This is a genomic window from Occallatibacter sp., assembly GCF_049510455.1.
Taxonomy (GTDB): domain Bacteria; phylum Acidobacteriota; class Terriglobia; order Terriglobales; family Acidobacteriaceae; genus Telmatobacter.
The window spans coordinates 22715-43689 of sequence record NZ_JBEKYX010000016.1 but is presented as its reverse complement, the minus strand read 5'-3'; the positions used below and the strand labels follow the sequence as shown (position 1 = coordinate 43689).

19 protein-coding genes are annotated in these 20975 nt (G+C 58.9%); 9 read left to right on the top strand and 10 right to left on the bottom strand.

Annotated elements, in window-relative coordinates:
- Window positions 1–27: 27 nt before the first annotated feature.
- Complete coding sequence (locus tag ABSG47_RS04915; RefSeq protein WP_424167165.1) at window positions 28–621, bottom strand: hypothetical protein; 594 nt, start codon at window positions 619–621, stop codon at window positions 28–30.
- A gap of 124 nt (window positions 622–745) precedes the next feature.
- Window positions 746–2449, bottom strand: a complete 1704-nt coding sequence (locus ABSG47_RS04910) for a lytic transglycosylase domain-containing protein (protein WP_424167162.1) — start codon at window positions 2447–2449, stop codon at window positions 746–748.
- Between the two features lie 222 nt (window positions 2450–2671).
- Between ABSG47_RS04910 and lepA the strand changes: the two genes are divergently transcribed.
- Window positions 2672–4483: a translation elongation factor 4 gene (lepA, locus tag ABSG47_RS04905; RefSeq protein ID WP_424167159.1), complete on the top strand. Its 1812-nt coding sequence runs from the start codon at window positions 2672–2674 to the stop codon at window positions 4481–4483.
- Window positions 4484–4836: 353 nt separating this feature from the next.
- Here lepA and ABSG47_RS04900 read toward each other — a convergent pair whose 3' ends face one another.
- The 3 genes from ABSG47_RS04900 to bamA form a co-directional block, all read right to left on the bottom strand.
- Window positions 4837–5499 carry an OmpH/Skp family outer membrane protein gene (locus ABSG47_RS04900; RefSeq protein ID WP_424167156.1) on the bottom strand — a complete coding sequence of 221 codons (663 nt, stop codon included), beginning with the start codon at window positions 5497–5499 and terminating at the stop codon, window positions 4837–4839.
- Window positions 5500–5614: 115 nt separating this feature from the next.
- Window positions 5615–6262: an OmpH/Skp family outer membrane protein gene (locus tag ABSG47_RS04895; protein WP_424167153.1), complete on the bottom strand. Its 648-nt coding sequence runs from the start codon at window positions 6260–6262 to the stop codon at window positions 5615–5617.
- A 430-nt stretch (window positions 6263–6692) separates the two neighbouring features.
- Window positions 6693–9680 carry an outer membrane protein assembly factor BamA gene (gene bamA / locus ABSG47_RS04890; RefSeq protein ID WP_424167150.1) on the bottom strand — a complete coding sequence of 996 codons (2988 nt, stop codon included), beginning with the start codon at window positions 9678–9680 and terminating at the stop codon, window positions 6693–6695.
- Window positions 9681–9957: 277 nt separating this feature from the next.
- Here bamA and ABSG47_RS04885 point away from each other — a divergent pair, with 277 nt between their 5' ends.
- Window positions 9958–10449, top strand: a complete 492-nt coding sequence (locus ABSG47_RS04885) for a glutathione peroxidase (protein WP_424167148.1) — start codon at window positions 9958–9960, stop codon at window positions 10447–10449.
- A gap of 38 nt (window positions 10450–10487) precedes the next feature.
- On the opposite strand, the gene ABSG47_RS04880 is transcribed toward ABSG47_RS04885, so the two are convergent.
- The 5 genes from ABSG47_RS04880 to ABSG47_RS04860 form a co-directional block, all read right to left on the bottom strand.
- Window positions 10488–11303 (bottom strand): DODA-type extradiol aromatic ring-opening family dioxygenase, encoded by an 816-nt coding sequence (locus ABSG47_RS04880; RefSeq protein ID WP_424167145.1) that lies wholly within the window; start codon window positions 11301–11303, stop codon window positions 10488–10490.
- Between the two features lie 89 nt (window positions 11304–11392).
- On the bottom strand, window positions 11393–12142 hold the full coding sequence (locus ABSG47_RS04875) for an SIMPL domain-containing protein (RefSeq protein WP_424167143.1): 750 nt from the start codon (window positions 12140–12142) through the stop codon (window positions 11393–11395).
- Window positions 12143–12194: 52 nt separating this feature from the next.
- Window positions 12195–12914 (bottom strand): SIMPL domain-containing protein, encoded by a 720-nt coding sequence (locus ABSG47_RS04870; protein ID WP_424167142.1) that lies wholly within the window; start codon window positions 12912–12914, stop codon window positions 12195–12197.
- A 54-nt stretch (window positions 12915–12968) separates the two neighbouring features.
- Window positions 12969–13754 (bottom strand): L-fucose dehydrogenase, encoded by a 786-nt coding sequence (locus ABSG47_RS04865; protein ID WP_424167140.1) that lies wholly within the window; start codon window positions 13752–13754, stop codon window positions 12969–12971.
- 47 nt (window positions 13755–13801) lie between these two features.
- A complete protein-coding gene (locus ABSG47_RS04860) occupies window positions 13802–14581 on the bottom strand; it encodes an SDR family NAD(P)-dependent oxidoreductase (protein WP_424167137.1) in 780 nt (259 codons plus the stop codon).
- A gap of 154 nt (window positions 14582–14735) precedes the next feature.
- Here ABSG47_RS04860 and ABSG47_RS04855 point away from each other — a divergent pair, with 154 nt between their 5' ends.
- Genes ABSG47_RS04855 through ABSG47_RS04825 form a run of 7 tightly spaced genes read left to right on the top strand, consistent with a single transcriptional unit; the run spans window position 14736 to window position 20918 of the window.
- Window positions 14736–16064, top strand: a complete 1329-nt coding sequence (locus ABSG47_RS04855; RefSeq protein ID WP_424167136.1) for an L-fuconate dehydratase — start codon at window positions 14736–14738, stop codon at window positions 16062–16064.
- Window positions 16039–16875, top strand: a complete 837-nt coding sequence (locus ABSG47_RS04850) for a fumarylacetoacetate hydrolase family protein (protein WP_424167134.1) — start codon at window positions 16039–16041, stop codon at window positions 16873–16875. Before ABSG47_RS04855 ends, ABSG47_RS04850 begins: the two co-directional genes overlap by 26 nt.
- A gap of 15 nt (window positions 16876–16890) precedes the next feature.
- Window positions 16891–17274: an RbsD/FucU domain-containing protein gene (locus ABSG47_RS04845; RefSeq protein WP_424167131.1), complete on the top strand. Its 384-nt coding sequence runs from the start codon at window positions 16891–16893 to the stop codon at window positions 17272–17274.
- Between the two features lie 11 nt (window positions 17275–17285).
- Window positions 17286–18599 carry an L-fucose:H+ symporter permease gene (gene fucP, locus ABSG47_RS04840; RefSeq protein WP_424167129.1) on the top strand — a complete coding sequence of 438 codons (1314 nt, stop codon included), beginning with the start codon at window positions 17286–17288 and terminating at the stop codon, window positions 18597–18599.
- A 35-nt stretch (window positions 18600–18634) separates the two neighbouring features.
- Window positions 18635–19402 (top strand): ATP-binding cassette domain-containing protein, encoded by a 768-nt coding sequence (locus ABSG47_RS04835; RefSeq protein WP_424167127.1) that lies wholly within the window; start codon window positions 18635–18637, stop codon window positions 19400–19402.
- A complete protein-coding gene (locus ABSG47_RS04830) occupies window positions 19399–20034 on the top strand; it encodes an ABC transporter permease (RefSeq protein ID WP_424167125.1) in 636 nt (211 codons plus the stop codon). The genes ABSG47_RS04835 and ABSG47_RS04830 overlap by 4 nt, the downstream gene beginning before the upstream one ends.
- Complete coding sequence (locus ABSG47_RS04825; protein ID WP_424167123.1) at window positions 20031–20918, top strand: glycine betaine ABC transporter substrate-binding protein; 888 nt, start codon at window positions 20031–20033, stop codon at window positions 20916–20918. Before ABSG47_RS04830 ends, ABSG47_RS04825 begins: the two co-directional genes overlap by 4 nt.
- Window positions 20919–20975 lie beyond the last annotated feature (57 nt).

Genomic DNA, 20975 nt, shown 5'->3' with positions numbered 1-20975 from the left:
CGTGTTGCGTGTTGCCTGACTGCGTGACTACTTCTTCTTCGCAGCCTTCTTGACCGCCTTCTTTGCGGCTTTCTTCGCGGGGGCTTTCTTAACGGCCTTTTTAACGGCCTTCTTGACTGCCTTCTTTGCTGCCTTCTTAACTGCCACGGTTTTACCTCGTTTTGTGGGTTTGCCGGCGATTGTTTTTACCGAGGCTTTTTTCGCCTTGGCCTTCCCGCCCTTCACGCCGGTACTGACCTTCTTTGGGGCGGATTTCTTTGCGGCTTTCTTAGCCACAGCTTTTTTCGCGGGCGCCTTCTTCGCGGCCTTCTTAGCCACGACCTTTGGGGCCGCCTTCTTCGCGGGAGATTTCTTTGCGGCTTTTTTCACGGCTTTCTTTGCAGCCTTCTTCACTGCCTTTTTGGCCGGAGCCCGAGCCGGAGTAGCGGCTTTCGCCGATACTACTTCAATAATGGCAATTTCCTCGACGACATCGTCGTCATCTTCATCGTCATCCGAAGAGGTAATCACGATAGCCGAGTCGAACTCTTCCTCTTCATCATGGCTCGGGAAGATTTCGGCTGGTTCAAGGTCTCCGTCGCCACTGCTCATGGCATACATCTTCAACGCTTCATCCATCACATTGCCTCCAGCGTCTTGCGCTGTACCCGATTCTCTGGCTCGCAGTACCATGCGCAAGCCATTCATGCAATAGATTGCACTCAAACACCCATGAGTGACAAGTATGTATTGAGTTTCGTCCCTATTATTTTTGGGGCTGCTTCTTCTTCGCCGGCTGAGAGTTCCCATTTCGGGTTGCAGAAGAGGCGGTGCCTGCATGGTGCTTGCCGGTGTGCGAGACAGCAGCAGGCTCGGCAATGTGCAGCTTGCTTCCGGGAGCAACGCTGACGCCGGAGGCAATGCTGTTCCAGCGGCGAAGCTGATCGAGCGAGACGCTGAATCGATCGGCAATGGAGACAAGCGTGTCGCCGCGACGCGTTGTGTAGAGCGAAGCATGCGCAGTGCGCTCGACGACCGGAGCTACCGGTACCACCAATCCTTCGACGCCTGCAAGGCCCTGGCCTTCACGCAACTGATTCGCTTCGGCGAGTTCGCTCTCGCTGATGCGATAAGTGTGCGCAACGGTGGCGAGCGTGTCATCCGCGGCTATGCGATGGTAGCGCCATGCGGTGCGCTTCGACTCAGGAATCTTTGCAATGCGCTGCTGAAACAAGGTTGCAACGCCTGCGGGCAGATGCAGATCGAAGCTCGTATTGGGAGGAGTGATATTGCGCAGCAAGCTGGGATTGAGCGCTTCCAACTCATCGACAGGCGCGTTGACGACGTCGGAAACGAGCCGAAGATCGAGCGAGTAATTCACCGTAACCGTATCTGTGAGCACAGGCGGATCAAGTGTAATTTCATCGAAGCCATACTGTGTGGGATTATTGGCGATGATGATGGCAGCAAGAATTTCCGGCACATAGTTTCTGGTTTCACCGGGAAGATTGTTGCGCTTGTAGAGCTCCCAGAAGTCGGCATAGCCGGTCTTCTGCACGGCACGCTGTATGTTGCCCGCGCCCCAGTCGTAGGCCGCCATGGCAAGGTACCAGTCACCGAGCTGGTCGTAGAGAAACTTCATGTAGCGCGCATAGGCTCGCGTGGACTTCTCAGGATCGAATCGCTCATCCACAAAGGTGTTGCGCTCCAGGCCGTAATCCCCGACGGGCATGAACTGCCACATGCCGCCGGCCCTGCCGAGAGATCGGGTTTTGGGACCGATAGCGCGGGGATTGAAGCCGGATTCGGCAACGGCGAGATAGATGAGATCCTGCGGCACGCCCTCTTCCGCCATGACGCGCTGAATCATGTTGCGATAACGGCCGCCTCGCTGAAAGGAATGCAAGAGCGTGTTGTGGCCCTTTTGCGTGTTGGCGAAGAAGTTGATGAAGGTGGCGACGTACTCATTGACCACCATTGGAAGATCCGACTTGGTGGTGGCGAGCTGCGTCTTGGCTTTGGCGAGGATGTTGGGGTCCACTGTGCCGAAGGTGACGTCTGCCGCTACATCTGCCGGCGTGGGCTCCACAGGTGGAGCAAAGCCGTTGCCCTCTTTGAGCGCATCCATCTCGAGGCCATTAATGTTGTCCACGATGCGATTGAAGACAGCCTCAAGCGCGGGATCGCTCTTGATGTCGAAGCTGCTGGAGAGCATGAGGTCTACGGCGTGATCGAACTCTACCTTGGCTTCCGCGAGTTGGCCCTTGCGGTAATCGGCGTCGCCGGCGGCGTAGGCCACATTGACCTGCTGGATGAGTTGCTGGAGCTGCTGCTGGTGCTGGGCCTGCGCCGAGAGCGGCTGCTGCGAAAAGCACGGGAGCGCGGACACGGATGCAAGCGCGGCGAATGCCACCAGCACTCTGCGGGCGACAGGCAAAAAGAAAGATCCTGCGCCAAAAATCCTGCTCAAAAAAAACCCCTTCATGCTTCCCTGTGCTGCGTGGCTCTTCCTCTATAAGCGCGGGATGACCCTTTGCCGATGATAAGCTATGGCAAGGGAGAACTGCTCGAAAAAGCGCCGAAAACGCGGCCGCCCGATGTGAGCGACCACAGTATTTGACGCTAAGCGGAATCAATCCGCACAACTTGAGACGCGGCCTCTGCCGCGGGAAATGTTCACCACGCCTACAGAATGGAATCTCGCCTCTTACGCAACTTCGCCATCATTGCCCACATCGACCACGGAAAGTCGACGCTTTCCGACCGCCTGCTTGAACTGACCGGCTCGGTGACCCAGCGTGAGATGCAGGCGCAGGTGCTCGATGCGATGGACCTTGAGCGCGAGCGCGGCATTACGATCAAGGCCCACGCCGTACGCATGATGTACAAGGCGAAGGATGGGCAGACGTATCAGCTCAATCTGATCGACACGCCGGGGCATGTGGACTTCAGCTACGAGGTTTCGCGCTCGCTGTCCTCATGCGAGGGCGCGCTGCTGGTGGTGGATGCGAGCCAGGGAGTGGAAGCGCAGACGCTGGCGAATGCGTACCTGGCGATTCATCATGGACTCGAAATCATTTCGGTGATCAACAAGATCGATCTGCCTTCCGCGGATATTTTGCGAACGCAGGAAGCGATTGAGCAGGCTGTGGGCCTGGATGCGACAGATGCGATTCCTGTGAGCGCGAAGACGGGACAGGGCGTGGCGGATGTGCTGGAAGCGATTGTGCATAGGCTGCCGCCTCCCACAGGCGATCCGGATGCGCCGCTGCAGGCTTTGATCTTCGACTCGTGGTTCGATGCATACCGTGGCGTGATTGTGCTGGTGCGCGTGATGCAGGGCACGATGAAGAAGGGCCAGCGGATTCGGTTCATGTCCAATGGCAAGGTCTTCGATATTGATTCGATGGGTGTGCTGACGCCGAAGCCAGTGGAGATTGGCGAACTGCGCGCGGGCGAGGTTGGCTTCTTTGGAGCCACCATCAAGAACGTAGGCGACACAAAGATTGGCGATACGGTTACGGACGACGCCACGCCTGCCGCAGCGCAGTTGCCGGGTTTTGAAGAACTCAAGCCGATGGTCTTCTCCGGGTTGTATACGGTGGACTCGCATGAACACGCGCTGCTGAGAGATGCGCTAGAGAAGCTGCGGCTGAATGATTCGTCGTTCTTCTTTGAGCCGGAAAGTTCCGTGGCGCTGGGCTTCGGGTTTCGCTGCGGCTTTCTGGGCCTGCTGCACATGGAGATTATTCAGGAGCGGCTGGAGCGCGAGTATGAGCTGGACCTGATTACGACGGCGCCGGGCGTGCGATACCAGATCACGCTGACGGATGGAAGCGAACTGGAGGTCGATAATCCTTCACGCTGGCCGGAGCCGACGAATATCGAAACCATCCGCGAGCCGGTGATCAAGGCGCAAATTCTGACGAACGAAGAGTATGTGGGCGGGATTCTGAAGCTGGTGGAAGAAAAGCGGGGCAAGCAGGTTAATTTTGAGTACGCTACACCGACGCGGGTGCTGCTGACCTACGAGTTGCCGCTGAACGAGATCGTTCTGGACTTTTACGACCGACTGAAGTCGGTTTCACGCGGGTATGCGTCGCTGGATTATCAGCTTGCCGGATCGTGGGCTTCGCCGATGGTGAAGATGGACATTCTGGTTAGCGGCGAGCCGGTGGATGCGCTGTCGATTATCGTGCATCGGGATTTTGCTTACGAGCGCGGCAAAGCGCTGGTGGCGAAGATGCGCGAGCTGATTCCGAGGCAGCAGTTCGAGGTGGCGATTCAGGCCGCGATTGGGGCAAAGATCGTTGCCCGTGAGTCGGTGAGCGCGCTCAGGAAAAATGTTCTCGCAAAATGTTACGGCGGTGACATATCGAGAAAGCGTAAACTGCTCGACAAACAGAAAGAGGGCAAGAAACGCATGAAGCGGATTGGGAAGGTGGACATTCCGCAGGAGGCGTTTCTGGCCGTGCTCCGCGTGGGCGAAGATCAGCAAAAATAGCCAATTTTCAGGCGCATGAATGCGCGTGAGTGTTATAAGTTGTTTTTTGGCACCTGTGGAAAGCGTTCCGAAAGTGGGAATCTGCTCAAAGTGGGCGGCAGGGGAGAATACCCAGGCGCGAATGGCGATTTTTGTAAGATAAATAAGGACTTACGCGTATTAACAGAATCTTATATTGCTCGGCAAGAGGAAATTACAGGAATAATTCGGGAACGCCCGAATGCTTTTTCACATCTTTTCCACAGGCCGGAGCTTGCGCTGCGAGAGAAAAGTTCCCCTAAATGCTAGACCGGAGCTGAGGCGCTAAATGCAGCCTCGGCTCCGGCTCTGAATCGACCCGAAAGGGCTTCTAACTATTGTTTGGGCGCGGGCTTAGGAGCTGCGGGCTTGGGCGCCGCGGGGGTAGAAGCGGCGGGCTGCGGAGGCGCCGGAATTCCGGATTTCGCGTTGTAGGCCGCGACCACAGGTTCGCTGATGTTGGTGGAGTCGACGCCATATATTACGGGCGAACTCTGGGGAGCAATGTTCAGTACCAGGGTGTAGCCGTTCTTCTCCACATATTCGCGCATGACATCGAAGAACTTCTCTTCCACGCCGGAGAGAATCCCCTGTATATCCTGCTGATACTGGTTGCGGGCATCCTCAAAGGAGCGCTGGAGTTCCTTGCGCTTCTCTTCAATAGCCTGGGTGCGGGTGGCGCGTTCACTTTCGGAGAGCTTATCGGCCTGAGCCTGCAGCTGCTTGGTCTGGGTGTCCAGATCGTCGCCGGCGGCCTTGAGCTGTTGCTGCCTGGGTGCCCACTTCTTCTGCAGGTCCGACAGCTTGAGCTGGAACTCATTGGTTCTGCTGACTGCAACTTCAAAGGCGATGAGGGCGATCTGCGAAGAGCCAGTGGGAGCCGCGGCGGGGCGGGGTGCGCCTGGAAGCGGGGCGGCGGGCGTCTGCGCTTGCGTCAGAGCGGGGGCGAGAAACAAGCTGGAAACCGCCAGCGCGGCAAGTGCAATCGTACGCTTCATTTCGGTTGAAAACTCCTTGAAAATTGCTGCTTGGACTCAGATTTGGCGGACCGCGTAAGCGAAACCCCGGAAAACCGATATGGCTTTCCGGGGCGGCGCTGAGGCTGCGGCACAGTTACTTGGCCGGCGGCGTCTTGGCGGCGGGACGGGCAGTGGGCGCCGGAGCGTTGGGAGCCTGCGGCGGAGGCGCGGGCACGCCGGACTTGACGTTGTAAGCGTCCACAACGACCTTGGTGATGTCCACGGTATCGGCGCGGTAGAGCACCAGCGGAGCCTGCTGCTGGTCCTGCGACTCGTCGATCACCAAGGTAAAGCCCTGCTGCTTGGAATAGCCCTCCAGAAGCTCCTCCACCTTCTGCGCAACCTTGCCGAAGGTTTCCTGGATGGCCTGCTGATAGTCGTTATTGGCATCCTCGGCGAGGCGCTGGGCCGCCTTCTTCTTGTCATCGAGGGTTTTGGCCTTGCTGGCGCGCTCGGCATCGCCGAGGCTAGCGCCCTGGGCCTGAAGCTGCTTGGTCAGCGAATCCACTTCATTGCCCAGCGTCTGAAGCTGGGAGCGCTGCGGCTCAAACTTCTTCTGCACGTCGCCGAAGTCGCGCTGGAACTCGTTTGTAGCCGTAACAGCGGTCTGGAAGGCGATGACGGCAACCTTGGCGGATGCCGGAGCGGGCGCGGCGGCAGGGGTCTGGGCAGTGACGTTTCCGGCTGCTCCCACGGTAAGAGCGGCGCCAAAAACGGCGGCAATTGCGGATACACGCTTCATGCGAATCAAAAACTCCTTATGGCGTTCCTGCAGCTTGGACGCCGGAGCGCGAAAAAGGCTCCGAACTGCCTCTGAAACGTGCTGGTCTTCAGGGAAGGCGATGCGCCAGAAGTGACGCTAACGGCAAAGACACAGACGGCACACACAGCTGGAACTTACTGAGGGGATTATAAGAGGCTGGGGTTGGGGGCGTCAAAGGGGCGGCAGGTTAATTTTGGCGAGAAAGCGGAGAAAAGGGACAAGGAAACAGGGACAAAGCAACTGCAACGGCGGGAACAAAAGCGGGTTCCTCACATGGATGGAGTGTATCGCCACCCCGCCCACAAATACGCGGCGAGGGTGGGACATCCTGTGTCAGGCAAAAGCAAGGGGCGCGGCTTGCGCCGCACCCCTTGCTTTCTTGACCCTGCCCCTATCTCTTGTCCTTGCCTTAGAACGTAGTGGAGACCGTCAGGCGGAAGGTCTTGCGAGGTTCGCGGAAGAGGTTCTGCGCGCCATATCCGGCCATGACTTCCGAGTAGGTATAGTCGCCTGCGCCACCCGGCGGGAACATATCGCGGGTGATGAGCTGCGCGGAGCAGGACATGTTCTTTCCGGTGGAGAGAACCGAGTTGCAGAAAGGCCGCTCATAGAGGCGCAGCGGGTTATATGCGTAGTAGAGCCGGAAAGGCGCATTGATGATCGGCATGAGGACGGAGATTTGGCCGCCGACCGACATGCGCGGAACAAAGTTGGTTCCCTCAACGGGGTGGATATTGCGGACGAAACCCACCTCCGAGCCAGGTATGCCACCCTGGCAGGAGCCGTTGTTATAGACCGGGCAGCCGTAGAGCGGAGCGGTGAGGGAGGCGAAGCCCTCGGGGCTCTGCTTGAGCTGGCCGCGGTTGGTGACTGCATCGATACCGAAGTCTTCAAAGAAATCGAATTCGACCGGGCCGGCGACCGGGATGCGGTACTCGGTGTTGGAGCTGAAATGTGTGTCGCCGCCGATGGAGACGATGCCGTAGACCGGAATCGGCACCTGAAGGCACTGGTTTAGCTGTGGGTTGGTCACGTCGCGTGGAACGCAGGTTCCATCAGGGTTGGTGAGCTGAATGTTCACGCGATTGGGGATGTAGCCATAGGGCGTGGCGCCGCGAATATCGAAGCCGCGCAGATCGTTTTCGCCGCCGGAGAAGAAGCGGTTGTTGGGCGGAGCCACGTCTCCGCCGAAGCCTTGAATGTAAGCAAGCTGTGCACGGAACGCCAGGACGTTGCGGCCATCCGCGCGCGGCTGCAGGTAGTGCATGGAGCGGTAGCTCTTGTAAGCCACTGCAGGCGTGAAGTAGCGCAGGTTGCCGCCGATACCGGCAAACTGGAAGGCTGCCGTATACTCCTTGCCGGTACGCGGCTTCATGGGATTGTTCACAGTGTTGAGCCTGTAAGTGAACGAAGCCGAGCTGTTCTGGATGCCGACGAGCGCATTGGACCCCTGAATGCCGGACCGGAAGGCGATGGTCTGGAAGTAGGTGGACGAAGCGGTACTGAAAGCAGTGATATTTGAATCGGCGAAGGAGTAGGTAAGCCCGAAACTCTGGAAGTTATGCCGCTTGAGCGGGTAACTGAGAGAGAAGTTGAAGCCCCTGGATGCCTGGTTGTAGTTCTGCGTGAGAGATTGCTGCGCCGCCGTCAGGTTGACGGATTGGCCCGTGGTGGCCTGATAGTTCTTAGCGGAGTTGTAGTCCTGCTTGGTGTCAAAGACCTGGAAGCCGAAGTTTATCGGGCGGTTGCGGAAGTAGGGCTGCGTGAAGCCGAAGAGGAACTGGCGGCTGACGTTGCCCAGGTTGCCCTGCAGGCTGAGTGTTTCGCCAAGACCGAGGAAGTTATTGGTCTGGTAGTTGACGCCAAGGAAGGCTCCCGAAAGGCCGCTGATACCGCCGTTCAGGCCAATGGAGTTCTTGCCCTTCTCCTTCACCTTGAGAAGCAGGTCGACGGTGCCGGCCTCAGTATCCTGGTGCGCTTCCGAGTCCTGATCCACCTTGAGCGGCTCAAAGTATTCAAGCTGGTTGAGGCGCAGCAGGCTGTACTCCCAGAGATTGGAGTTGTAGACCTGGCCTTCTTCCAGCATCAGCTCACGGCGGATGACCTTGTCGCGAGTCGTGGTGTTGCCGGTGAACTCGATGCGGGAGACATAGAAGGGCTTGCCCTCATCGATGTCGATATTGAGCGAGACGGTGTGGTTGACATCGTCAAACTTGGGCTCGGGAATGCCGGCGAAATTGATGTATCCGAGCTGGCCGTAAGCCTTCTTCAGGCTTTCAAGGCCCTTCTGCATGGCTGTGGCGCTGAACCAGTCGCCATCCTTGAGAGCGAATGTGGCGCGGAGCGCCTTGACGTTGCTTACAGCCTTGTTGCCGGTAAAGGTGATGGAGCCGAGCCGATAGCGCGCGCCTTCCTCGATGGGCATGAGGATATCGACGCGCTTGCCGGTGTTGGGGCGGAAGGTGAAGAAGTTCAGGCCGCCCTCATCGCGTATCTGCGTATGCGGCTCTTCAACAGCGGCGTTGGCGTAGCCCTTGTCGCGGTAGGCCTGGCGAACACGCTCGGAGTCTTCTTCAAGTTTGGAGGAGTCGAATGTCTTGGGAAAGAGGTTTTCAAAGAAGATGGAGTAAGGAATGCCGACCGGCTTGAGGTTGGCCATAGCCCGGCGCAGCAGCAGAGAGCTGACATGCGTGTTGCCGGTGAAGCGGATATTGCCGACTTTGACCGTGGGACCTTCCTTGATATTGAAGTTGACCTGGACGGAGGCCGGCGGAATGGTCTTGATGGTCGTGGTGATTGTTGCGAACTGGTGGCCGTGCTCGGCGAGCAACGTGCGGATGACAGCTTCTGCACGCTTGACCTTGGTGGGGTCGTACTGGCTTTCCACCGAGAGCGAGACTTTTTCCTTCTTGAAGCGGTCGAGGATGTCGGAATTCGAGACGGAGTTGTTGCCCTTGTAGTTGATTTCGCGGATGGTGGGCTTTTCCGTCACGTAGACGTTCAGAATGACACCCTTCTCGGAGTCCTCGCGCTCAATACGGAGGTTCTCAAAGTAGCCGGTGTTCCAGAGCGAGTTGAAGTCGCGCTCAATGGAGACGGGATCGTACTGATCGCCCTGGTGGGTAAACAGCCGGGCAAGGATCGTCTCCTTGGGGATACGGCGGTTACCGATGACGCGGATCAGTTCGACGGTCTGGCCGGCGTTCTGCGCGAATGCGATTCCAGCGGTAAAGACAAGAAGAATGAGCGCGAGCAGGCGCGCGGTGAAGCGGCTTGCGACGCGGGTAGAAAAGTAGATGTGCAGGTTCTTCACCGGATGCGAGGCCGGGAAGGAAACCGGGCCCGGACCCTGCGGCGAGCACATGCCGTCGTCTTGCGTTCCTAAGTTCAATTTCACGGGAAAAATAAGCACACCCTCATTACGAAACAAAAATTCTGTCCGGCCGCAGGCGGAAAGACGATTATATTGGACGGCGGTCCCCCTGCCCAAACCGCACGGGAGGAATGACAAAGCCAACCCTCCTAGTCTACCGGAGCGAAACCGGCCGGAAGAGGCGGATAGCCCGCTCCGGCACAGTGATAGTTTCTGCTGCTTGCGGTTAGACGCAGCGACCGCAAACAGGGCATCGCAAATCTATCGACCTGCGCCTCCAAGGCGTCCATAATAGGGGTCGATGGAAGACGCCGGCTCGATTTACGAGTTCTCTGCCGATCTGCTGGACGGGCAGCCGCTGAGCCTGGGATATTTTCGCGGCCGCGTGCTGCTGGTGGTCAATACGGCCTCGCATTGCGGCTTTACGCCGCAATATGCGGCGCTGGAAAAGCTATACAAGCTGTATAACGGACAAGGATTTGAGGTGCTGGCGTTTCCGTGCAATCAGTTCGGCAAGCAGGAGCCGGGCAGCGCGGAGGAGATTGCTGCGTTCTGCGACCGGAATTATGGGGTGAGCTTTCCGGTCTTTGCCAGGATCGATGTGAATGGCGCAAGCGCGCATCCTCTTTACAGGTGGCTGAAGCGCGAGAAACCGGGCCTCTTCGGCATTGGGCGGATACCGTGGAATTTCACGAAATTTTTGATTGGGCGGAGCGGGCACGTGGTGAGCCGGCACGGGCCGAATGTGAATCCGGGGAAGCTGCGCGGGGAGATTGAGGAGCTGCTGGGCTGAAGTCTTGGAGCGCGAACGCAGCTGATGAGTCCAGCAGCTCAGCCATCGAAACGAAACGCGCTGATCGCGGCACCCATTGGTTCATCGCTGAAGATGCGCGTGCCGGGAGCGTCTCCGCCTGCGCCGGCGGCAACCATGAGCGGAATCAGATGCTCCTCTCGCGGATGCGCGAAGGCGGCGTTGGGTGCATGAGACCAGGCGGAGAGCTGCGCGGTACGGGCTGGCTCGGGCTGCTCGACGGCTTCCGTAAGCCAGCGCTCAAAGGCGCGGGCGCGATCCCCGGTCTCCGGATGCATGTAGGCGCGCAGGTTGTGGAAGCTCATGCCGCTGCCCACGATCAGCACGCCTTCGTCGCGCAGTGGCGCGAGTGCGCGACCGGCGGCGATATGCAGTGCCGGGTCTAGCGAAGTAGTCAGCGAAAGCGTGACGACGGGAATCTGCGCCTGCGGGAAGGCGACCTTGAGCGGCACAAAGACACCGTGATCGTAACCGCGCGAGGAGCTTTCAGCTGCTGGCAGACCGGCATCCTTGAGCAGCGCGTGGACCTGATGTGCGAGTTCCGGATCACCAGGCGCGGGCCAGGTGAGCTTGTATGTGTGCGGCGGGAACCCACTGTAGTCAAAGATCAGTTCAGGATAGGCCGTTGTGCTCACCGTGAAGGCAGGCTCCTCCCAATGGCCGCTGACGACGAGCAGAGCTCGCGGCGGTGCAGGCAGCGTGGCCGCGATGCCGGCAAGAAAGCGCCCGGTTGCGTGCCAGGTATCCGCCGGACCCCATGTCCAGTCCATGAAGAAACACGGGCCGCCGCCGTGGGGCAGAAAAATGGAGGGCTGGCGTGGCGTGGACTGAGACATATGGCTCCCTCCGGCGAAATTCGCTACGAAGATTATCGTTTTAACGACTATTTAAAGATGCGCGGCACTTGAGATGGATTCGTGGATTCCTATTCGATGGCGAAGACGGCGTAGACGGTGGCTTCTTCCCGGATGGTCTGCGGACGGATTTCTAAAGGGGCAGCAGCCACAGAAGGAGAGGAGGAGGCGACAGACGCGCTCTCCGTATTCATAACTCCCATACGGCGGAACATGGCAACCCTGGGCATTTCGTTGCTGGCATAGATGAGAGCGCCAAGTTTGACGTGCAGGCCTTCGGCCATTTCTTCAGCGACTGCACGTGCTTTAACAAGTGCGTTGGCAGCGGCCTTTGCTTGAAGCGACTTCCTATCTGCGAAACGCCACTCGATCCCTCCGCTTTCATTGGCTCCCGCGGCAATGGCTACGCGAATGACTTCTGCTGAGTTGACTGGTGGAACGGAGATGGTCCACGACTGATGAAACATGAACTGTTTCTTTGCGCGCTCATCGGCCAGAGTTTTGTCATCAAAATTCGAGTTGTGCTCCAGGCCCTGCCCTGCACTTTCGATATTTTCGTCTTTTATGCCGAGCTTCCGCATGGCATCCATGATTGCGTGCGAGAGCTTACCGCCATCCGCATAAGTGCCTTGCGAATCCGACCCATAAATTTGAAATCCGATGGTCACAGCGGCAATGTCTGCTATGGCGGTCGCTTCGTCTGAGGTGTTGATGGTGATGGTCTTGTTGTCGCGGTTGACCTGAATGCTTTGCGCTGAAGTTACTCCTGCGAATCCGGCCAGAACCAATAGGATTGGAACGATTTTTTTGACACGCATCATCGCACTTTCCTCACGGGACGGAAGAGTAACACAGGCTGCACGAAAACGATGTCTATTCGATAGCAAAAACAGCGTAGACGGTGGCCGTGCGAGTGACTTTATGTGGTTCGATGGCGAGAGGAGCTGCAACCTTCTGATCAACCGCACCTGCCGAAAATGCCATGACGCGCCCGCCAACTCCACCGCCGCCGCTGAGCTCATTCGTGACATAGATGAGATTGCCGAGCCGGACATTCATGCCCTTGGCCAGCACAGCAGCAGTCTCGCGAGAGCGCTCAGCGGCCTTGTTGAGCGCGTCCTTTTCGAGCGCCTTTTCGTCCTTCACGGTCCATTCGATCTCACCGCTTGAAGTGGCTCCGGCATTGATCGCGGTGTCGAGAACTTCGGCTACGCGTTCGGGCGAAACCCGCACCGTCCACTGCTGTGTCAGCCTGTACTTGTGCTGCTTGGTGCTCCAGTCGCGGTCAAGATACTGCCGCTCACTGCGAATGTCCGTCTCCGGAACTCCGGCCTGCTTCACAGCGTCAATGATGGTATTCGAAGTGCGTGCGCCCTCGGGATAAGCGGCCTTTGCATCGTTCGGCTGCGTGGAGAAACCGATATGCAGGATCGCAACCTCCGGCTCGACGGAGACAGTCTCCGAGGCAGAGACGGAGAGCGTGCGATTGGTGGAATCGATCTTGAACTGCGGCTGGCCAGGCTGCTGGGCAGCGCCTGATCCGGCGAATCCGGCAAGCAGGAAAAGTATCGGGATGGTTTTCGTGAAGCGCATTCTCACACTCCCCTCACGGAACGGCAGAGTAACACACTCTGCAACGACAGATGGTTAAGTAATGGCGCGGTCGAGATGCGTATAACCGCCATCGACGACGATCTGCTGGCCGGTGGTGTGGCCGGATTGCGTGGGCGAAAGAAGAAAGACGGCCATGGCGGCGATTTCTGCGGCCTCCGTCATGCGATGGCCGAGCGGAATGCGCTCCTCGATGCGCTTGAGCGCGGCCTCGGGGTCAGATTGCGTGCTGATCCAGGTGCGGTAGAGCGGCGTCATGACTTCCGCGGGGAGAACGCAGTTGACGCGGATGCCGAAGGGAAGCAGCTCCACGGCCCACTCGCGCGTGAGGGCAAGCTGTGCGCCCTTGGCGGCGGCGTAGGCGCTTGTTCCGCCCTGGCCGGTGAGCGCCACTTTGGAGCTGATGTTAACGATCGCGCCTTTGCTTTCTTTAAGCAGCGGGTGCGCGTAATGCGCGAGGGCGTAATAGTGCAGCAGGTTGTGGCGGAGGCTCTCGGTAAAACGATCCGGGCTGCCGTGCTCAAGGCTCACGCCATCATTGGCGCCGGCGTTGTTCACCAGGCCATCGAGGCGGCCATATTGCTCCTGGATGTGCTCGATGGCGCGGCGGCATTGCGAAGCGTCCCCCAGTTCGGCATCCATGAATTCGCAGGAACTGCCTTCGGCTTCAAGTTCCGAGCGAAAGTGGCGGACAGCTTCTGTAATACGGCCCAGGGAAACGACGCGCGCGCCCTCCGCAAGGCAGGCGCGCGTGATGGCTGCGCCGATGCCGGAGCCGCCGCCTGTGACGAGGATGAGATGATCCTTGATTCCGAGGTCCACAGTCGCTCCTGTCTGGTTGTGCACTTCCAGTTCGACTACGCGGGCGCTCAGCGCAGGTTCATGAAGCCGCCATCGATGAGCGTATCCGTGCCGGTGATAAAGCTGGCCTCGTCAGAGGCGAGATACAGCGCGAGCTGCGCGATTTCGTCAGGCGTGCCCATGCGGCCGATGGGCTGCGCAGCAGCGAGAACCTTCATCTGCTCAGCTTCGTGGCCGGGATAATTCTTTGCCAGGTAGCCATCGACAAAGGGCGTGTGTACGCGTGCCGGAGAGATGCAGTTACAGCGAATACCCTGCGCTATGGTATCGCGCGCGACCGAGAGCGTCATGGCGCGAACCGCGCCCTTGGTCATGGAGTAAGCGAAGCGATCCGGAATGCCGGAGCTGCCGGCGATGGAGGCCATATTCACAATGACGCCGCGGCCAGCGGCGAGCATGGGCTTGAGCGCAGCCTGCATGGTGAGGTAGGTTCCGCGAATATTGACGTTATAGAGGCGGTCGAGATCGGCAGGCGTGGTGGTGAGTATTGTGCCGATGTGCGCGATGCCCGCGGAGTTGACGAGCGTGTCCGCATCTGCGCCGAGAAGCTGCGGCACCTGAGCGAAGGCCTGCTCGACGCTCTCGGGGCTCGATACATCGCACGCAATGCCGGCGGCAATGGCGCCGGTTGCGGCTGCGATGGATTGCGCAGCTTCCGCAACCTTGTCTGCATTCAGATCGACGAGCGCGACCGAGGCTCCGGAAGACGCAAAAAGCCTGGCAATGGCAAGTCCGATTCCGCTGGCAGCGCCGGTGACGACGACCCGCCTCTCCGCTAGTCTGAACACGCGCGCTCCTTGACTCGATTTTTGATGCGACTTCGATTGAGTTGTAAAGCGAGGTTTAGGGGCTTGTCAAATGCGAGCGATGGCGACTGACATGATCTGCTCAAACACGGTAGACTGCGTGCGATAGCCTGCAAGCCAATCTGAGGAGAGCTTTTTGAAATCGATTACCATCACCGGGGCGCGCATTGTCGATCTGCGCTTTCCCACATCGCGCGAACAGATTGGTTCCGATGCGGTGAATACCGACCCCGATTATTCGGCGGCTTACTGCGTGCTGGAGACGGATTCAGAACTTGAAGGCCACGGGCTGACCTTTACGCTGGGCCGCGGCACGGAGCTTGTCACCGCAGCGCTCAAGCATCTGGCACCTTTTGCCGTTGGGCGGACGCTCGATTCGATCACGGCGGACCTGAATGGCTTTTATCGCAGGCTGATTGGCGACACGCAGTTCCGCTGGCTGGGGCCGGAGAAGGGCGTGATTCATCTGGCTGTGGCCGCGGTGCTGAATGCGGTGTGGGACCTGTACGCCAAGGCCGAGGGCAAGCCGGTATGGCGGCTGCTGGCCGATATGACGCCGGAGCAGATTGTGGCGGCGATTGATTTCCGCTACATTGCCGATGCTCTTTCACCCGAAGAGGCGCTGGAGATTCTGCGCAAGGCAAAGCTGGGCCAGCCGGAGCGGATTACGTTTCTCGAAGAAAACGGCTATCCCGCATATACAACTTCCGTTGGCTGGTTCGGCTACAGCGAAGAGAAGATTCGCAGGCTGTGCCATGAGGCGCTTGCCGATGGGTGGACGCACTTCAAGCTGAAAGTGGGCGGCGAGCCGGAAGACGATCTGCGGCGAGCGCGGATTGTGCGTGAGGAGATTGGCGCGCAGAACCGCATGATGGTGGATGCGAACCAGAAATGGGGTGTCGAGGAGGCCATTCGCCGCACGCTGCAGTTGAGCGAAGTTGACCCATGGTGGATGGAGGAGCCGACCAGCCCGGATGACATTCTGGGCCATGCGCGGATTCGTCGCGAGGCCGCGCCGGTGCGGATTGCAACGGGTGAGCACTGCCACAACGCGGTGATGTTCAAGCAACTCCTGCAGGCGGGCGCAATCGATGTGTGCCAGATTGATAGCTGCCGCGTGGCGGGCGTGAATGAGAACCTGGCGATCCTGCTGATGGCGGCAAAGTTTGGCGTGCCGGTGTGCCCACACGCAGGCGGCGTTGGTTTGTGCGAGTTTGTGCAGCATCTGGCGATCTTTGATTATCTTGGCGTTTCCGCCACGCTGGAGAATCGCGTGCTGGAGTTTGTGGATCACCTGCATGAGCATTTTGTGCATCCGGTGGTAGTTCGCAGAGGCCGCTACTTGCTGCCCCAAGCGCCGGGATACAACGGCGACGTTCTGAAGGAATCGCTGGAGCGGTTTGCGTATCCCGAAGGCGCGGAGTGGAAGGGAGAAGCGAGTGAAGCTGATCACGTTTCGGCATAACGGAGATGTTCGCGGCGGAGTGCTGGAAGACGCGACGGTAAAACCGCTCGCTGCGACAGGCGGCGATGATGCGTTGGCGTTGATTGCAAGCGGAAACGCGGAGCCGAGGTTCGATGGCACGGCGATTCCGCTGAGCGATGTAACACTGCTTGCGCCTCTGCTGCATCCTCCGAGAATTTTTGGCATTGGCCTCAACTATCGTGAACACGCGGCTGAGTCAAAGATGGCGGTGCAAGCTGTGCCAACGGTATTTCTAAAGCTGACGTCTTCACTCTGTGGCCCGGATGCCGACGTTCTGCTGCCCGCGAACGCAACGCAGACCGACTATGAGGCGGAACTGGCTGTGGTGATTGGAAAGCCGGGATTTCGCATCAAGCCGGAGGACTGGGAGCAGCATGTCTTTGGCTACACGATTGTGAATGATGTGAGCGCGCGCGATGTGCAGCTCGCCACTTCGCAATGGACGCTGGGCAAGAGCTTTCCCACGTTTACGCCGATGGGGCCGGTGATTGTGACGCGCGAGGAGATTGCCGATCCGCATGCGCTGGGCATTCGGCTCACGCTGAGCGGCGAAGTGATGCAGAACGCAAACACGCGCGACCTGATCTTTCGCATACCCGAGCTGATTGCATACATCTCGAGCATTGCTCCGCTGGAAGCAGGCGATCTTATCAGCACCGGCACGCCGCCGGGGGTGGGCCTGGGCCGCACACCGCAGCGCTGGCTGCGCGATGGCGAAGAGATGATCATCGAAATTGATGGCATAGGCTCATTGCGGAATCGGACGAAGCAGGAGACAGCACAGGCGTAACCCGAAAGGACAGCAATGCTTCGTACAGGAATTCTCAATCCGCGGATCAACTCATTGCTCAGCCGCGTGCGGCATACAAACACGCTGGTCATTGCGGACCGCGGATTTCCCTTCTGGCCGCAGATTGAGACAGTGGACATCACACTGGTGGATGAAGTGCCGACCGTGCTGCAGGTGCTTGAGGCCCTTGTGCCGAACTTCATCATCGGCAAAGCGTGGATGGCGGCAGAGTTCCGCGAGCATAATCCACCGGAGTTGATGCAGGCATTCGCCCGCATGTTGCCATCCATTGAGTTTGAGCCGCATGTGGAGTTCAAGCTGCGTGTGCCTGCGGCGATTGGTCTGATTCGCACCGCAGGCACGGCACAATACTCGAACGTCATTCTCGAATCAGCGTGAGCGTGAGACCCATGACGACACAGCCGCTCTCAACTCAATCCGGGGCACATGATGCGGGCCAGCTCTTTCCCGCAGGGCAGCTTCTGCCTTTCGCGCTTGTCACCGTGCTGTTTTTCATCTGGGGAATGTCGAATAACCTTACCGACATTCTGGTACAGCAGTTCAGAAAATCTTTTGAGCTGTCTCCGCTGGAAGCGCAACTGGTGCAGACTGCCGTTTTCTTCGGCTACTTCTGCATGGCGCTTCCGGCGGCGCTGGCGGCGCGGCGCTGGGGTTACAAAACCAGCATTCTGCTCGGCCTGATTCTCTTCGGCACGGGTACGCTGATGTTCTGGCCTGCCGCAGTGATCGGGCGCTACTGGCTCATGCTGACTGCGCTTTATTTTGTGGGTTGTGGCTCCGCGACGCTTGAAACTTCGGCCAATCCTTTTATCGCGCAGACAGGCCCGCCGGAAAGCTCAGCGCGGCGGCTTAACTTCTCGCAGGCATTCAACCCTCCCGGCACCATCTTCGGCGTTCTCATCGGCACGTTTTTTATTTTTTCCGGTGTGGAGCTGCCGGCGAATCGCGTGGCCGAGATGAAGGCGCAGGGCACATACGCTGCTTATCTGCACGGCGAATTGATGCGCGTGGTGCCGACGTATGTGTGCATCGGCATCGGCGTGCTCGCGCTTGCGGCCATCATCGCAGCGGTGCGCTTTCCCGGGACGCGCGATGAAGACTCCGGCATGGGCCACAGCGTGGTGCGCGAAATTTTTTCGCTGCTAAGCACCGCGCAGGTGCTGGGCGCAACGGTAACGCAGTTCTTCTACTGCGGCGCGCAGGTGGCCACGTGGTCTGCGTTCATCCCGTACGTCAAGCAGTACACAAGCATCTCCGAGCGGCAGGCTGCGCTGTTTTTTCTCACCGGCAATCTGACCATGTTCTTTCTGGGCCGCGTTGTTTCAACCGCAGTCATGCGATGGTTTCATCCCTCGCGCATGATGGCTCTCTATGCGGCCATCAACATTTTCCTGGTTGCGATCGGTGTTTTTCTTCCCGGCTTTGTTGGCGCGGGTGCCTTGCTGCTTTCGAGTTTCTTCATGTCCATGATGTTTCCAACGATTTTCGCATTGGGCGTGCGAGACCTGGGTCCGCGCACAAAGCTGGCAAGCTCTCTCATCGTCATGTCGATTGTGGGCGCGGCAATTGTGCCTCCGATTTTAGGGCTGATCGCCAAGCACACCGGCAGCTATGCCATCGGCTACTCGGTGGTGGCAGTATGCTATGTCGCGGTACTGATTTACGGCATTCGCACCAGCGCGCTGAGCAAAGGTGAGGTCTGATTGCTGCCGAATGCTCGTACACTAAGTGCGAGGATATGAGCGCGGCCATCGAGTTCCGGAATCTCTTCGTTGCCACGCAGCAGGGCAGGCTGCTGCTGGATGGCATTTCGCTTGCTTTCGATGAAGGAACTACGACCGCAATCCTCGGCCGCAGCGGCTCCGGCAAGACCACGCTGCTGCGTACGGTGAATCGCATGGTGGAAGCAGCCAGCGGCGACGTACTGGTGAATGGCCGAAGTGTGCGCGATACAGACCTGATCGCGCTGCGCCGTGGCATTGGTTACGTGATCCAGGAGTCGGGGCTCTTTCCGCACTTCACTGTTGAACGCAACGTGGGCCTCGTTCTTGAGGCCGAAGGGCATCCGAGAGCGGAACGCATTGAACGGAGCCATACGCTGCTGAAAACCGTCGGGCTTGATCCGGCAAGTTTTGCCCACCGTTATCCGCATCAGCTTTCCGGCGGGCAGCGCCAGCGCGTCGGCGTGGCGCGCGCATTGGCAGCAGAACCGAACGTGCTCCTCATGGATGAGCCCTTCGGCGCGCTGGACCCACTCACGCGCGCGGAGATGCAGGAGATGATGCGCGATCTCATGACGCGCATGGGCAAGACTGTCGTGCTCGTGACGCACGATCTGGACGAAGCACTCTATCTAGCCGATCGAATCGTGCTGCTAAGCAGCGGCAAAGTGATTGCCGATCTCGCTCCGGATGCATTCATGCAATCTACAGTGCCCGAGGTGCAAGCCTATCTACATGCATTTCATCGCGGAGCGGACCAGCCCGCGCACGGGAGGAAAGAATGAGTTCGTCTTTTCTCCAGCAGAACGGGGCAACAATCCTCTCGCTCACCATTGAGCATCTCTGGCTCACCGCAGCGGCCATGCTCTTTGCTACGGCCATTGCCGTACCGGTTGGAGTGTGGCTGACGCGCTCACCCGCGTGGGCACGGCCTATTATCGGCATAGCGAATATTCTGCAGACCATTCCCTCACTTGCAATGTTCGGGTTTCTGCTGCCGCTACCGTGGCTCGGGGACCGCGCGGCGCGCATCGCAATCGTGGCACTCACGGCATACGCGCTCCTGCCAATTCTCCGCAACACCTATGCGGGCATTCGCGGCATTGATCCCGCAGTGATGGATGTAGCGCAGGCCATGGGACTGACCGGCACACAACGACTCTTCAAAGTGGAGCTGCCGCTTGCGGCATCATTCATTCTCGCCGGTCTTCGTACGGCGACGGTCACATGCATCGGCATTGCCACGATTGCAGCAGCTGTCGGCGCTGGCGGACTGGGCGAGCTGATCTTTCGCGGTGTGGCCTCTGTCGACAATCGGCTGGTGCTTGCAGGGGCTATTCCGGCGGCAGGATTAGCGTTGATAGCAGATGCCGCGCTTGGCCTTCTGGAGCGCAGGCTGCGGGTTCCGGAAAGATGATGCGTGGATTCACCATCTTCGCTACTGCGGCAATCTGTATTCTCTTTTCCGGATGCGAGCCTCCGCGCGCAAATCATCCCGTCATCGGCGCAAAGAACTTCACCGAGCAGGTTGTCTTAGGGGAACTGCTGGCGCAGGAGATCGAGGCGAAATCGAACCTCAAAGTGGAGCGCCGTTTTTATCTTGCAGGCAGCTACATCTGCCATCAGGCGCTTGTCTCCGGGCGCATTGATGCTTATGTGGAATACACCGGCACTGCGCTCACGGCCATTCTCAAGCAGCCTGTGGATCGAAATCCGCAGAATGTTCTCGATACAGTGCGACGGCTCTACGCTTCGCGCTACGGCATTGCCGTTGCCGCACCGCTTGGGTTTGAGAACACATTCGCAATGGTGATTCGCGGCGAAGATGCGCGGCAGCTACACCTGACCACGCTGAGCCAGGCTGCGCAGTACACGCCGCAGTGGCGCCTCGGCGTGGGGTATGAGTTCGAGCAGCGGCCCGACGGCCTGCCTGGCCTGAGCCAGGCGTATGGACTCAAGTTCGCAGCGCCTCCACGAACGATGGATCTGGGCCTGCTCTATCGCGCGCTCAATGCGCATCAGGTAGATATGATTGCCGGCAATTCGACCGACGGGCCGATTCAAGCCTTCGGGCTCACAGCGCTTGAAGATGACCGCCATTATTTTCCGCCATACCAGGCGGTTCCGCTGGTGCGGCAGGATGCGCTGCAGCGCTGGCCGCAGATTCAACAGGCTCTCGATGCGCTGGCCGGCAAGATCACCGCCGAAGATATGCGCGCGATGAATGAAGCCATTGACGGCGAGCACCGCGATCCCGGCGATGTGGTGCGCGAGTTCCGTGGACGTAAACAATTATTCTGACAACCATCGACCCTGAAAATAACGGGTCTCGCGGTAGTTTCTGCGCGGCTCCGTAAG

Coding starts and splice junctions, on each gene's coding strand:
- ABSG47_RS04880 (WP_424167145.1), bottom strand. CDS start 11,303: ATGTCTCAGTCCACGCCACGCCAGCCCTCCATTTTTCTGCCCCACGGC.
- ABSG47_RS04895 (WP_424167153.1), bottom strand. CDS start 6,262: ATGAAGCGTGTATCCGCAATTGCCGCCGTTTTTGGCGCCGCTCTTACC.
- ABSG47_RS04900 (WP_424167156.1), bottom strand. CDS start 5,499: ATGAAGCGTACGATTGCACTTGCCGCGCTGGCGGTTTCCAGCTTGTTT.
- ABSG47_RS04845 (WP_424167131.1), top strand. CDS start 16,891: ATGCTTCGTACAGGAATTCTCAATCCGCGGATCAACTCATTGCTCAGC.
- fucP (WP_424167129.1), top strand. CDS start 17,286: ATGACGACACAGCCGCTCTCAACTCAATCCGGGGCACATGATGCGGGC.
- ABSG47_RS04835 (WP_424167127.1), top strand. CDS start 18,635: ATGAGCGCGGCCATCGAGTTCCGGAATCTCTTCGTTGCCACGCAGCAG.
- ABSG47_RS04870 (WP_424167142.1), bottom strand. CDS start 12,914: ATGCGCTTCACGAAAACCATCCCGATACTTTTCCTGCTTGCCGGATTC.
- ABSG47_RS04885 (WP_424167148.1), top strand. CDS start 9,958: ATGGAAGACGCCGGCTCGATTTACGAGTTCTCTGCCGATCTGCTGGAC.
- ABSG47_RS04825 (WP_424167123.1), top strand. CDS start 20,031: ATGATGCGTGGATTCACCATCTTCGCTACTGCGGCAATCTGTATTCTC.
- lepA (WP_424167159.1), top strand. CDS start 2,672: ATGGAATCTCGCCTCTTACGCAACTTCGCCATCATTGCCCACATCGAC.
- ABSG47_RS04875 (WP_424167143.1), bottom strand. CDS start 12,142: ATGATGCGTGTCAAAAAAATCGTTCCAATCCTATTGGTTCTGGCCGGA.
- ABSG47_RS04830 (WP_424167125.1), top strand. CDS start 19,399: ATGAGTTCGTCTTTTCTCCAGCAGAACGGGGCAACAATCCTCTCGCTC.